Here is a 13,985-nt window from a genome sequence, read left to right on the forward strand (position 1 = left end):
CGTAAAAACCAAGGAGATTTTTGTTTTGTCGAACCTAGCCAACACAGATCAATAGTCTATAGTTAGGTCGCTATATTAATCGCTACAACTTAAAGGTGTAATTATATTTCATTGTCAAACTTGACTCAGCGCAACAAAAAACGCTGATTTACTTGACGATGGGACTGCTTTTTGTAATTTTACTACCAAATTTTATCCCCTGAACTGTTTAGGAATATTTCTATGACTATCAAAGTCGGTATTAATGGGTTTGGACGTATCGGTCGTTTCGTATTTCGTGCTGCTTGTGAGCGCAATGACATCGAAGTTGTTGGCATCAACGACTTAATCGATGTTGACTACATGGCTTACATGCTGAAGTACGACTCAACTCACGGTCGTTTCAACGGTACCGTAGAAGTAGAAGGTGGCAACCTTATCGTTAACGGTAAGACTGTTCGTGTTACTGCTGAGCGTGATCCTGAAGCTCTGGCTTGGGGTGATATCGGTGTTGATGTTGTTGCTGAAGCAACTGGTATCTTCCTGACTGACGAAACAGCTCGTAAGCACATCACAGCTGGCGCCAAGAAAGTTGTTCTGACTGGTCCTTCTAAAGATGCTACGCCAATGTTCGTAATGGGTGTTAACCACGAATCTTACGCTGGCCAAGACATCGTTTCTAACGCTTCTTGTACTACTAACTGCTTGGCACCTGTTGCTAAAGTACTGAACGACAAGTGGGGCATTGAAAGCGGTCTGATGACTACTGTTCACGCTACTACTGCTACTCAGAAAACTGTTGACGGTCCTTCTGCGAAAGACTGGCGCGGTGGTCGTGGTGCTTCTCAGAACATCATCCCATCTTCAACTGGTGCAGCTAAAGCTGTAGGCGTTGTTCTTCCAGAACTGAACGGCAAGTTGACTGGTATGGCATTCCGCGTCCCAACTGCTAACGTTTCAGTTGTTGACCTGACTGTTAACCTGAAAGAAGCTGCAACTTACGAGCAGATCTGTGCTGCGATGAAAGAAGCTTCTGAAGGTGCTCTGAAAGGTGTTCTGGGTTACACAGAAGATCAGGTTGTATCTCAAGACTTCATCGGTGAAGTACAGACTTCAGTATTCGATGCGAAAGCTGGTGTTGCTCTGACCGACAAGTTCGTAAAAGTTGTATCTTGGTACGACAACGAAATCGGTTATTCAAACAAGGTTCTGGACCTGGCTGCTCACATCACTAAGTAAGCATCCCTTCCAGACTAAAAACCGCGCTACAGCGCGGTTTTTTATTGCCTGTTAATCAAGCATTGGCGATCTTCAGCATCAACGTTTCTTACACGCGATCCCTATAACTTTGACTTGATGAGGCCGGACGGCTAAACGAAGGAGGAAGTGAACTAAGCCGAGAGAAAAACTAAACTTGGATGAGTGGGCTTAACCGGAGGTTCAGTCAAGCCCAAACTGTTTCAGAGAGAATTATACAGTTTGCATTAGATAGGCCGCGGCACCAACTAAGCCAGGCTGCTCTTCCGTCACGACAAACGTCGGGATCCCAGCATTAAACTCTCGGAAACGCCCTTTCGCTTCAAAGCGCTGACGATACTCACTGGCTTTCAAAAACTCGATGAATCGCGGCACAATACCACCAGCAATAAATACACCACCAAAAGCACCTAAGTTGAGAGCCAAGTTGCCACCAAAACTACCCATAACACGGCAGAACTGCTCCATAGTTAATTGGGCGACAGCACAGCTACCATCGATACCGGCTTGACTGATTTCTGCAGCATCAGTGAACACAGCAGCCTCACCTTTCATATCAGCGATAGCCTGATACATCTGCACAATGCCTGGACCGGACAATAGCTGCTCAACTGAGACGTGCTCATATTTTTTACTCAAAAATGCCAATATGTGCGCATCTATCTCATCAATAGGAGCAAAATCTACATGACCGCCCTCGCCAGGCAAACTCATCCAGAAGTTGTCATGCTGTACCAAATGCGCAACCCCCAAGCCGGTGCCTGGTCCGAATACCGCAATAGGTGCGCCTGACTTGGCCTCAACACCACCCACCTGAACTTTTTGTTCGTCAGTCAAATGTGGCAACGACATTGAGATGGCTGTGTAATCATTGATCAGATGCAGTGCATGCCATCCCAGAGTCGCTTGTGTTTCTTTCACCGAAAACGCCCAGCTATGGTTGGTCATCGCTATCCAATCGTTATTCGTTGGGCATGCGATAGCAATGCAAGCATGGGTCACTGGCGGTTGACCAGCATCCGTTAGATATTGCTGAATGGCATCAACAATGGTGGGGTAATTAGCACATAGGTATTTGCGTAATTCGCTACGTGTACCCGTCGCCAGATCAACCAATTGCAATCGAATATTCGTTCCGCCGACGTCGGCGATCAGGCCCAAGTATTGCTCTGCCATGTTGCAGTTTTCCTCTGATCTAATGTAAAAACCTGTAGCTATATCAGGTCAAAAATTTTGAAGCCCAGATCAAAACGGATCTAAGCGAAAAAAAGACCGACCTGCATCAACAAACAGGTCGGTCGCTTCATTTATTCGTTCCAGGCTCGACCATCCTTAGTCATCAGCCCAATGGCAGTACAAGGCCCCCACGAGCCTGCCTGATAACTCCTAGGAGCATCACTACTCAACTGCCATGCATCAATAATACCATCCACCCACTTCCACGCTTCCTCAACTTCCTGCCGACAAACGAATAGGGTTTGATTCCCCATCATCGCTTCCAGCAATAAACGTTCATAAGCGTCAGCGATACGTTCGTCTTTAAAGGTTTCAGAAAAAGAGAGATCAAGTGTCGTTTGTTGCAACTTCATTCGCGCATCCAAACCCGGCACTTTGTTCATCATCTTCAACTCAACACCTTCATCCGGTTGTAAACGGATGGTGAGCTTATTCGCTGGTACATGGTCATAATTACTAAAAATATGATGCGGTAATTCTTTAAATTGGATCACGATTTCACTGAGCTTACCTGGCATACGCTTACCGGTACGCAGATAGAAAGGAACACCTGCCCAGCGCCAGTTATCGATGTCAGCTCTAACCGCAACAAATGTCTCCGTCGCTGAATCCGCATTTGCGCCTGCCTCTTCCAGGTATCCAGGCACAGGTTTTCCGCGCAAAAAGCCGCGACCATATTGGCCTCTGACGGTTTTCTCGTCCACATCTCGCGCGGTGATCGGGCGGAGCGCTTTTAACACCTTCAGCTTTTCTGTTCTGATACTCTCTGCATCAAGATCTGCTGGCGGCTCCATCGCAATTAAAGATAGCACTTGCAGGAGGTGATTTTGGATCATGTCCCGCATTTGACCAGCTTGATCAAAATAACCCCAGCGCCCTTCAATCCCGACCTCTTCTGCTACCGTGATCTGCACATGGTCAATGGTATTGTGATCCCAGTTGGTCGTCAGCAATGAATTGGCAAAGCGCAGCGACAGTAAATTAAGAACGGTTTCCTTACCTAGATAGTGATCAATACGATATATCTGCGATTCATCAAAATAGGCCGCCACCGCATCGTTTATCTCTTTTGATGACTCGAGGTCATGACCTATCGGCTTTTCTACCACGACACGTGTAGAAGCACCGATGGATCCAGACGTATGCAGTCCTTTCGAAATCTCCCCAAACACGGACGGCGGCACCGCAAAATAGTTCACCATTACGCGTTTTTCATGATCGAGAAACGCTTTAAACTGGTCATAATCAGCGAGGTTAGTCAGATCGATCTTAAGATAATGTAAACGGACACGAAAACGCGACCACACCTCATCGTCTATCGATTCTTTCATAAACTCTGAAAGCGCATCATGAACCAGCTCTACGTACTGTTCACGACTATAATCGCCACGTGTCACGCCCACAATACGGGTATCTGTCGCAATAGCATTGGCCTTTTCTAACTGGTACAACGCCGGCAGCAATTTGCGGCGAACCAGATCTCCACGGGCACCGAACAGCACCAAGTCTACAGGCTGATCGGGTTGGGCTAAGGTCATTGATGCTCCTAGATTATTTCTTATTCTTAGTTTCGACGGCGTATTTTAGATTAAATTCACTGTGAGATTCCTGCTTTTTACGAGCAAAATGAAAATTTTGTTGTCGTAAATTTACCCCAAACAGTCAAAGTTGTTTGACAGTGATCAAACAACACGTGCCTAGCAGTAGCGCCAAATGCCTATAAATTCCTATAGTGAGCGAGTTACAGAGAGTTTCATTTTTGTAAGAAAAAAACTTTAAAGCTTGTCGCTCTCATTCTAAACATTAATTAATGAGCGACGCCGATAGGCCCAACATGGCTGATAACGTATGAACACCCTTGAAAAAATCTCCAAAAATTTAAACGGCTTTAGCAAATCAGAACGCAAAGTAGCAGAAGTTATTTTGGCGGCCCCACAAACCGCTATCCATTCCAGCATCGCAGCACTGGCGAAACTGGCTGATGTCAGCGAGCCAACAGTCAATCGTTTCTGCCGACGCTTGGACACAAAAGGCTTCCCCGACTTTAAGCTCCATCTGGCGCAAAGTTTGGCCAACGGCACCCCATACGTTAACCGTCACGTTGAAGAGAGCGATGGGCCTGACGCCTACACCTCAAAAATTTTCGAAACTGCCATGGCCAGCCTAGATACGGCTCGCAATAGCTTAGATGCAACGCAGATTAACCGCGCAGTGGATATCTTAACCCAAGCCAACAAGATATCGTTTTTTGGTTTGGGCGCGTCAGCCAGTGTTGCACATGATGCAACCAATAAATTTTTCCGCTTTAACGTTCCTGTGGTCTTCTTCGAAGATGTACTGATGCAACGTATGAGCTGCATTAACAGTGCCGAAGGTGATGTTATTGTGCTGATTTCACACACTGGGCGCACGAAGAGCCTGGTTGAGTTAGCCCAGCTGGCCAGAGAAAGCGGTGCCACAGTTATCGCCATTACAAGCAAAGACTCCCCCTTGGCACAAGAAGCCAACCTGATCCTTGCTATGGATGTACCGGAAGATACGGACATCTATATGCCAATGGCATCCAGATTGGCACAGCTCTGTTTAGTTGACGTATTAGCAACAGGCTTTACTTTGCGCCGCGGCCCTCGATTCAGAGACAATCTACGTAAAGTGAAAGAGAGCCTGAAACAATCTCGCTTTAACAAAGCTGAATACGATTAACCTACTATCTTTCATAAACAATTCCACCGCAGCACAAAATTGTAATTTCTTTACATCTATACTGTGCTAACGGCTAAGGGCAAATCATCTCATGGTGTTTTGCCCCATTATTCACCACGTACTCTTGACCAGTTATCTCGGAGCCTTCAATGCTTAGACGAACAAAAATCGTAACGACACTTGGTCCAGCAACAGACCGTGACGGCAACCTGGAAAAAATTATCCGTGCAGGCGCCAATGTTGTTCGAATGAATTTCTCTCACGGTAGTCCTGAAGATCATATCAAACGTGCCGATGACGTCCGTGCGATAGCCAAAAAACTCGGCCGCTATGTGGCAATACTAGGTGATTTGCAAGGCCCGAAGATCCGTGTGTCAACCTTCAAAGAGGGTAAGATCCATTTAACTATCGGCGACAAATTTACCTTAGACAGTGATCTGCCTAAGGGTGAAGGTAACAAAGAGGCTGTAGGACTCGATTACAAAGAACTACCTCAAGATGTTACCGCGGGCGATCTGCTGCTATTAGATGATGGCCGCGTCCAGCTGGAAGTCACGCTCGTCGAAGGAAACAAAGTACACACTGTCGTCACAGTAGCCGGTCCTCTATCCAACAATAAGGGTATCAACAAGAAAGGGGGTGGATTATCTGCTGCCGCTCTTACCGATAAAGATAAGGCCGATATCGTCACTGCAGCCAAGATCGGTGTTGATTACCTCGCGGTATCCTTCCCGCGTTCAGGTGCAGATATGAATTACGCTCGAGAACTGGCCGAAGCGGCCGGTTTAAAAGCGCATATGGTGGCAAAAGTAGAGCGGGCTGAAGTGGTTGCCACAGAAGAAGCGCTAGATGACGTTATTCTTGCCTCAGACTGTGTCATGGTTGCCCGTGGTGATCTCGGTGTTGAAATCGGTGATCCTGAACTGGTGGGCTGCCAAAAACGGATGATATCCAGAGCTCGTGCACTCGACCGTACGGTGATCACCGCAACGCAGATGATGGAATCGATGATTGAAAACCCGATGCCAACTCGTGCAGAAGTGATGGACGTCGCCAATGCCGTTCTTGATGGCACAGACGCCGTAATGCTTTCTGCCGAAACGGCCGCCGGTAAGTTCCCGGAAGAGACAGTCACAGCGATGTCTAACGTCTGTATCGGCGCCGAAAAACATCCTCGAGTAAACGTTAGTCGTCACCGTATCAATGAGATTTTTACAAATTCTCAAGAAACCGCGGCGATGTCTGCTATGTACGCTGCGAATCATATGGAAGGCGTCAAAGCGATTGTCGCTCTGACAGACAGCGGCCGTACACCACTCATTATGTCCCGTATTACCTCTAATTTGCCTATTTATGGCATGAGCCGCCACTCAGCTGCACTCAACGTGATGGCGCTCTACCGTGGTGTTAAGCCAGTAGCATTTGATATGGCACAGCATGATGAAAACACCTTGGTACGTGGAGCACTCGATACACTGCTAGAGCGCGGTCTACTCGAGCCTGGAGATCTGGTCATTATGACCAAAGGTGATATCGCCAATACATCGGGAAGCACCAATACAATGAAGATTTTGACCGCTTAATTCGGTTTAACTTTTCAACAAAAAGAAGGCCGGTCTCAGACCGGCCTTCTTTTTATCTATTGAACAACCGCAAGAGCTAAGCGGCGTCTGCATTAAATGGAACAGCTGGAGATTGCGTAGCGCCCATCTCATTGAAGCTATCAACCTGAATAGCATGGTAACGCAGTGCTTCCGCTTCCCGTAACTGTGCCGCTTCCTTGTCATCAATCAGTTTGGCGGCAAACGCATGCTCGATTAATTCAGCAAATGGTATCCGCTTAGGTAGACGTCCAGCGCGCTGCGCTTTACCAAGACGCTTTTCCAAAGACTGAGATTCAAACATAGCGACAAAGGCACGTTCCATTACGCCCGTTGCGTCGTCCTCACCGGCACCGACATAGCAAAGGTGGGATAAGCGCTCTCTTAACACGCCAGGCTTGAGCATTGAGCTACATATCTGCGTAGCCACTTTATCCTTCGGCGCCTTGTAACGGATCCCCCAAGGGAAAATAATGCGCTTCAAGATGGTCGATAATATCGGGTTACTAAAATTAGCGAAGAAACCATCAAATGCAACACCGATCGCATGCAGATGGTGCTGCAAACAGTAATGCACGAACGGCAGATCACTGACCTGATGCCCATCTTCTTCGAACCGTTTCAATGTCGCTGATGCCATGTACAGATGGCTAAGAATATCGCCCAACCTAGCAGATATCATCTCCCGACGTTTAAGCTCACCGCCGAGTACCAACATCGCCATGTCGGACACCACAGCCAAGCCGGTACTCATGCGGGTCAGATCACGATAGTAGCGGCTGGTCTCTCCGGCCACCGGTGAAGCATTGAAACGCGCCCCGGTTATGCCTTGCCACACTGCCCGTGTGAAATTACCCGCTGCGTAAGCAACGTGTTTTACCAGCAAACCATCAAACTGATTTAACCCTTCCCCTTCATCAGGGTTAGCTGCGGCCTCCATTTCAGCGAAGACATAAGGATGGCAACGCGTCGCCCCCTGACCAAAGATCATCAGATTCCGGGTCAGAATATTCGCCCCTTCCACCGTAATCGAAATCGGGATCCCCATATAGGCATTACCGAGGTAGTTCAAAGGCCCCATCTGTATGCCCTTACCCGCATGGATATCCATGGCGTCATCTACCACTTTTCGCGCCATCTCCGTCATATGATACTTAGAGATAGCGGTAATAACCGACGGACTAATGTTCAAATCAATCGCCCCCGCAGTCATTCGGCGATGTGCTTCGAGACTATAAGCAAACGCGCCAATACGCGCCAACGGCTCTTGGATACCTTCAAAGCGACCGATCGACATCCCAAATTGGCGGCGAACATAAGCGTAAGCACTGGTCATTTTCGCAGCCAGATGGCCTGAAGCGGCGCTCAAGGCAGGCAAAGAGATACCACGCCCAGCGGATAGGCACTCAACCAACATACGCCAACCCCGGCCTGCGTAATCTGGCCCACCGATGATCCAATCAAGGGGAATAAACACATCTTTACCCGTTGTCGGACCATTCATAAAGGCCAATGCTAACGGATTATGGCGGCGTCCAGTTTCAACACCAGGATGATCTGTTGGGATCAAAGCACAAGTGATACCAAGATCTTCCTGATCGCCCATTAGACCATCGGGATCTCTTAACTTAAATGCCAAACCTAATACCGTCGCCACCGGTGCCAAGGTGATGTATCGCTTATTCCAGTTGAGCATAATTCCTAAGGTTTCTTTACCTTCAAACTCACCCTTACAAACGATACCTAAATCAGGAATAGAACCCGCATCAGAACCAGCTTCCGGACCGGTTAACGCAAAGCATGGCACGTCACGGCCATCAGCCAAGGTTGGCAACCAGCGCTCTTTCTGTTGCTGTGTGCCGTAGTGCATCAATAACTCACCAGGGCCTAACGAGTTCGGCACCATCACTGTCACCGCGGCACTCAAACTACGTGATGCAATCTTTGAAACAATAGTAGAATTGGCTATCGCAGAGAATTCACGACCACCGAATGACTTGGGAATGATCAGTGCAAAAAAGCCCTCTTGCTTAAGATAATCCCAAACATCTTGTGGCAGATCTTTTTGCTCATGAACAATGCTGTAGTCATCGAGCATCGCCAGCAAGGTCTCAACTTGGTTGTCCAAAAACGCGCGCTCTTCGTCATTTAACGAAGGTTTCGGGTAATTGTGCAGCTGTCGCCAATCAGGCTTACCTTTAAACAGCTCTGCATCCCACCAAACATCACCGGCCTCCATCGCCTCACGCTCGGTGGTCGACATGGGTGGCAAGATACGTTTAAAAACCCGGAAAACAGGCCGAGTAACTAATTGCTTACGAAAATCGGGCACGCCAAGCACCACAGCAATGGCGATAATGATGAGTAGTAGAATTGACATGACTTCAGACCTTCAAAAAAGTAACGTGGTTATCTTCATTACGAAGATTCGTTGGAATAGGAGCACTCACCCCAGCTGCGATATAGGGTATAACCCGTCGAATGACATCTTCGATATCAACAGACTGATTAAAATCAGCATCTGATATTTCGCTCAAAGCTTGTTGCGACGCCATCGTAAAAATAACCGTACCAAGGGTGAAATGCAGACGCCAAAACAGATCACTGGCAGACAACTCCGGATACGCGGCGCGCACCGCTTCACTGATCCTTTCAATCACTGCGCCGTGATTAGCAATCAAATACCAACGCAAGTGCCCCTGCGTGTCGCTATAGCCTCTACCTAGCAACTGCATAAACAACGTTGTGCCCTTCTCCCTAATACCATTTAATAGCAGCAAGGGCTCAACAAACGCCTCAAACACCTCGGTCATTTCAGGGCGCCGTTGCTGTTTAAGCAAGTTGCTAAGCGCTTCATCAAGAGCTGGCATAAATGTTTGGAGATAACGCTCCAAAACTGCACGGATCAGCGCCTTTTTTGAGCCAAAATGATAATTAACTGAGGCCAAATTGACTTCAGCTCGCGTGGTGATCAGTCTTAACGACGTATCGGAGAAGCCGCGCTCTGCAAACAGCAGTTCTGCTTCATCTAAAATTCTTGTTTTCGTATCAAGCCGCACTAATACCAACCCCGAATTCAAACAGTTGTTTCAAATGTATGTTTAAGCCGTGCGCGTGTCAAGCGACTGATCTGACCAGAACTTTGCTCACCAAGATAAATCAGTAATAACAACCGGTTTTCCATGCACTTATTACGCATATAAACGCACTGAGAATATTTGCTAATTTCCGGAACTAAAGGCGCTGAAAGGCATCCAATGTTTTACGTAAATTACTTTTTACGCACAATATCTCTCCCTGGGCCCAGCAAACTGTTCTGTCGCTTACTGCTGGGTCTTTTTTTATCTGCTTGCCTTCTCTAACATGTCTGCGTCCACTCCAGGGACCTTAGATAAAATAAAAATAGGACTAAACATGTCAAACCCAGAGAAATTTCGCCGGGGTTTACTCGCGATCACACTGGCCAGTGCACTGGCAGCATGCGGAGAGCAAGCTGTCGAGCCTAAGCAGATAGAGATCGATCCCGCTTCACTTGCTGCATCCTTCCTTATCAATGCCGAAGATGAATTGGCGACATTACGCAAAGAGCTATATCGAGCTGAATGGATCTACCAAAACTTTATTACTGAAGACACCGCTTCATTAGCTGCTGACGCAAATAGCCGTTATACCGCGGCGCAAGTGCGGCTGGCCCATGAGGCTGCTAAATTTGATGGCATTGACCTAGCTGCCTCAACCCGGCGCAAACTCGATATATTAAAATTTTCCATCGTACTCCCCGCCCCGGTTGATGCAGACAAAAATGCCGAGTTAGCGAAACTGGCTGCGGATCTCAATGGCATGTATGGCAAAGGAAAATATTGTCTCAGCGCAGACAACTGCCTGACTTTACCTGAAATGAGCAACATCATGGCTAGCTCACGTGATGCCGACGAACTACTTGCTCTGTGGCAAGGCTGGCGCGACGTATCACCTCCAATGAAGCCTTTATATGAGCGCCAGGTTTCCTTGGCTAATGAAGGTGCCAAGGCGTTAGGTTTTAACGACTTAGGGACGATGTGGCGCAGTAACTACGATATGTCACCGACAGACTTTTCAGTAGAGATGGATCGTCTATGGGGACAAGTTAAACCGCTATACGAAGCACTACACTGTCATGTTCGAGCGAAACTAGGTGAAACCTATGGCACAGACTTAGTATCCCCCGATCAACCTATCCCAGCGCACTTACTAGGTAATATGTGGGCGCAAACCTGGGGCAACATCTACAATATCGCAGCACCTGAAGATGCCGATCCAGGCTTCGACCTCACCACGCAGCTCGCTGTCCACGGCTACGACGAGTTAAAAATGGTTGAAGGGGCCGAGCGCTTTTTTACTTCTCTAGGTTTTGAGCCGCTGCCTGATACGTTCTGGCAACGTTCGCTATTCACCCAGCCTGCTGATCGTGATGTAGTTTGCCATGCGTCTGCCTGGGATCTGGACGACCAAGAGGATATTCGCATTAAAATGTGTATCCAGAAAACAGGTGAAGAATATGCGGTTATTCACCATGAGTTGGGACACAACTTCTACCAACGTGCATACAAAGAGCAATCAACGCTATTCCAAAACAGTGCGAACGATGGCTTCCACGAAGCCATTGGGGACACTATTGCGTTAAGCGTTACCCCAGAGTATCTGCGTCAAACTGGCTTACTCACCGCGGAAGAGATACCCAGCGCGGATAAAGATCTTGGCCTGCTGATGAAGATGGCGATGGATAAAGTGGCATTTCTCCCATTCGGTTTGCTGGTTGATAAGTGGCGTTGGCAGGTCTTTTCAGGTGAAGTATCGCCACAACAGTATAACCAAGCATGGTGGCAGTTACGTGAAGAGTATCAGGGCGTAAAGGCGCCTATCTCGCGAGATGAGAATGCATTCGATCCTGGTGCCAAATATCATGTTCCCGGCAATACACCATACGCGCGATATTTCCTCGCACATATCCTGCAGTTCCAATTTCATCGTTCCTTATGTGAAATGGCGGGTAATGAAGGACCAATTCACCGCTGCACGATATACGGCAACAAAGAGGTCGGCGAAAAACTCAATGCGATGTTAGCCATGGGCGCAAGCAAACCTTGGCCTGAGGCCTTGGAGATCGTCACTGGCAGTAAGCAGATGGACGCAACAGCGATCCTAGACTATTTCGCTCCCCTAAAAACCTGGCTTGATCAGCAAAACATTGGTCGTCAGTGTGGTTGGTAACGACATCTACACCATATAAACAGGAACGGCCCTTGCGGGCCGTTTTTTTACTAAGTCGTGTCTCTCATAATGCGTTAGCCGGGTCTCCTCTCCTCTACCCGCTGAATAAACTCATAGTCACCTAATACCGTTTCGCCGTTAAGAAACCGACGTAACATATCTAACGCCATCGCCGCTGCGATTTCTCTGATCAAAGTGCGACCACGATTCGGTAAACGCAACATTTGGCTGTAACAGCCATGAGAGGTTGCTAAGGAGAAACCAACGGTCCCAACAGGCTTTTGTTCACTTCCGCCATCGGGGCCGGCAATACCTGTGACGGCAACGGCAAAGTCGGTACGTGCTTGTTTTCTCGCTCCCTTAGCCATCGCTTCTGCCACTTCAAGTGACACCGCACCATGCTGCTCAATAAGGGCTTCAGGTATGCCTAGGTCTTCAGATTTAGCGCTATTCGAATAGGTCACATAGCCCCGTAAAAAATAAGCAGAGCTACCGCTTTGCTCTACCAATTGCGCAGCGACCATACCGCCAGTACACGACTCCGCGAGAGATAAGGTTTTACCATGGCGCAACATCAAACGCTGGATCTCTGCGGCGAACCCCTGGTTATGATGGCAAAACAGGTTTTCCCCAAGCAGATCCGTAATCTGTTGCTTGGCCGACGCAATATCTGGTTGCGGTGAACCCGCCTTGTATTTCAACTTCACTTCTATCGATGGCATTGCCGACCGATAACCAAGCACCGCACCGGCAGGCAACTTGATAGGATTTAAAGCGTCACTGAGCTTAGATTCACTTAAACCAAAAGTCAGCCAGCGCTCAATAGTTGGCGCCTCTGACCTGGCAATATCTTGTAATACAGGCAGAATAAAATGCTCAACCATATACTTGAATTCAGATGGCACTCCCGGCGTAAAGAATAACTCAGCACTACCCAAAGGAAAGCGAAAGCCACAAGCGCTACCAACCGGATTATCAATTAACTGGGCACAACCAGGCAGCATCGCCTGCTTACGATTACTTTCTGGCATTACCCGTCCCCGCTGAGCATAACGGGACTCCATCACGCGGGTCCAGTCAACAAATTCAACCAAGGGCTCATTCAAAGCAAGGCTTGCTGCTTCGGCACTAAGATCATCCGTTGTTGGTCCAAGACCACCATTGACTATCACTACCTCGGCATGTTGGCTAGCATAGAGAAAGGCCTGCTGCAGCGCTTCCAGATCATCGGCCACGGTTAATCGCCAACTCATCTGCAAACCATGGTCATTCAGTAACTGACTAAGCCAAGCGGCGTTAGTATCAACAATATCCCCTTGCAATACTTCATCGCCAGTACTGATCATCGCGATACGTAATTGATCCATCATTCCTCTTCTAAAACAGCTCCGATCATTCAGAGACTTGGGAAAACACAAAATTGCTTTTCGGACAATCCGCATCAAGCAAATGCCAAACGCCGCTTGTTTCATCGTATTCAAGCAGTACACAGCATAAGGTCGGCATCTTCACACTGCAATTAGGAACCAGCTGTGCGACTAAACTTTCCAAGGTGGGATTATGACCTATTAGCCATATCAGCTCATTATCTCCCCAATAAGACTGCATTCGTGATAAAAATTCATTGGCTGCGGCGGTGTATATCCAGGGGCATATACTGAGCTTGTCGATAGTAATAGACAAGCCGTGACAAAGCCCAAGTGCTGTTGAATAAGCTCTCACCGCATGGCTGCAACAGATATGATCAGGGGTGTTATCTCTCAAGATATTTCGCCCCACCATCACATCAAGGTTACTATAGCCACGGCTATTTAACGGCCGCAGCAGATCACCAATAGCGTCGAGAGTCCACGAAGACTTTCCATGCCGGATTAGCATTAAACGTTTCACAGCTCACCTTTCGAACAACCCCATATCAGCTTATATCCAAGCAAACAGTGGGCAAAATGCCAATAAAAA

The 13,985-nt window shown here is 47.9% G+C and carries 10 protein-coding genes; 4 read left to right on the forward strand and 6 right to left on the reverse strand.

Annotated features, from left to right (window positions below):
- The first annotated feature begins 222 nt into the window (after window positions 1-222).
- The gene (gap, locus tag EXY25_RS04415) at window positions 223-1,218 is read left to right on the forward strand and encodes a type I glyceraldehyde-3-phosphate dehydrogenase (protein ID WP_114338010.1); all 996 of its coding nucleotides are present in this window, start codon (window positions 223-225) and stop codon (window positions 1,216-1,218) included.
- Between the two features lie 231 nt (window positions 1,219-1,449).
- Here the strand turns inward: gap and EXY25_RS04420 are convergent, their stop codons facing one another.
- Window positions 1,450-2,412 (reverse strand): glucokinase, encoded by a 963-nt coding sequence (locus tag EXY25_RS04420; RefSeq protein ID WP_130565848.1) that lies wholly within the window; start codon window positions 2,410-2,412, stop codon window positions 1,450-1,452.
- Between the two features lie 131 nt (window positions 2,413-2,543).
- Entirely contained in the window at window positions 2,544-4,010 is a 1,467-nt protein-coding gene (zwf, locus tag EXY25_RS04425) for a glucose-6-phosphate dehydrogenase (protein WP_114338008.1), read from the reverse strand.
- 310 nt (window positions 4,011-4,320) lie between these two features.
- Here zwf and EXY25_RS04430 point away from each other — a divergent pair, with 310 nt between their 5' ends.
- Window positions 4,321-5,175 (forward strand): MurR/RpiR family transcriptional regulator, encoded by an 855-nt coding sequence (locus EXY25_RS04430; RefSeq protein ID WP_114338007.1) that lies wholly within the window; start codon window positions 4,321-4,323, stop codon window positions 5,173-5,175.
- A 149-nt stretch (window positions 5,176-5,324) separates the two neighbouring features.
- Window positions 5,325-6,758, forward strand: a complete 1,434-nt coding sequence (gene pyk, locus EXY25_RS04435; RefSeq protein WP_114338006.1) for a pyruvate kinase — start codon at window positions 5,325-5,327, stop codon at window positions 6,756-6,758.
- Between the two features lie 76 nt (window positions 6,759-6,834).
- On the opposite strand, the gene EXY25_RS04440 is transcribed toward pyk, so the two are convergent.
- Entirely contained in the window at window positions 6,835-9,156 is a 2,322-nt protein-coding gene (locus EXY25_RS04440; protein WP_130565849.1) for an acyl-CoA dehydrogenase, read from the reverse strand.
- 4 nt (window positions 9,157-9,160) lie between these two features.
- Entirely contained in the window at window positions 9,161-9,835 is a 675-nt protein-coding gene (gene psrA, locus EXY25_RS04445; RefSeq protein WP_114338083.1) for a TetR family transcriptional repressor PsrA, read from the reverse strand.
- 355 nt (window positions 9,836-10,190) lie between these two features.
- Between psrA and EXY25_RS04450 the strand changes: the two genes are divergently transcribed.
- A complete protein-coding gene (locus tag EXY25_RS04450) occupies window positions 10,191-12,026 on the forward strand; it encodes a M2 family metallopeptidase (protein ID WP_130565850.1) in 1,836 nt (611 codons plus the stop codon).
- 74 nt (window positions 12,027-12,100) lie between these two features.
- Here the strand turns inward: EXY25_RS04450 and EXY25_RS04455 are convergent, their stop codons facing one another.
- Window positions 12,101-13,393: a CinA family nicotinamide mononucleotide deamidase-related protein gene (locus tag EXY25_RS04455; RefSeq protein ID WP_130566053.1), complete on the reverse strand. Its 1,293-nt coding sequence runs from the start codon at window positions 13,391-13,393 to the stop codon at window positions 12,101-12,103.
- 25 nt (window positions 13,394-13,418) lie between these two features.
- A complete protein-coding gene (locus tag EXY25_RS04460; protein ID WP_130565851.1) occupies window positions 13,419-13,916 on the reverse strand; it encodes a SixA phosphatase family protein in 498 nt (165 codons plus the stop codon).
- Between the last annotated feature and the right edge of the window lie 69 nt (window positions 13,917-13,985).

This window comes from Corallincola spongiicola (assembly GCF_004284785.1).
GTDB classification, from domain to species: Bacteria; Pseudomonadota; Gammaproteobacteria; order Enterobacterales; family Neiellaceae; genus Corallincola; species Corallincola holothuriorum.

Bases quoted from the DNA above. Each gene is read 5' to 3' on its own strand.
- gap (WP_114338010.1), top strand. From the start codon at position 223: ATGACTATCAAAGTCGGTATTAATGGGTTTGGACGTATCGGTCGTTTC.
- EXY25_RS04420 (WP_130565848.1), bottom strand. From the start codon at position 2,412: ATGGCAGAGCAATACTTGGGCCTGATCGCCGACGTCGGCGGAACGAAT.
- zwf (WP_114338008.1), bottom strand. From the start codon at position 4,010: ATGACCTTAGCCCAACCCGATCAGCCTGTAGACTTGGTGCTGTTCGGT.
- EXY25_RS04430 (WP_114338007.1), top strand. From the start codon at position 4,321: ATGAACACCCTTGAAAAAATCTCCAAAAATTTAAACGGCTTTAGCAAA.
- pyk (WP_114338006.1), top strand. From the start codon at position 5,325: ATGCTTAGACGAACAAAAATCGTAACGACACTTGGTCCAGCAACAGAC.
- EXY25_RS04440 (WP_130565849.1), bottom strand. From the start codon at position 9,156: ATGTCAATTCTACTACTCATCATTATCGCCATTGCTGTGGTGCTTGGC.
- EXY25_RS04450 (WP_130565850.1), top strand. From the start codon at position 10,191: ATGTCAAACCCAGAGAAATTTCGCCGGGGTTTACTCGCGATCACACTG.
- EXY25_RS04455 (WP_130566053.1), bottom strand. From the start codon at position 13,393: ATGGATCAATTACGTATCGCGATGATCAGTACTGGCGATGAAGTATTG.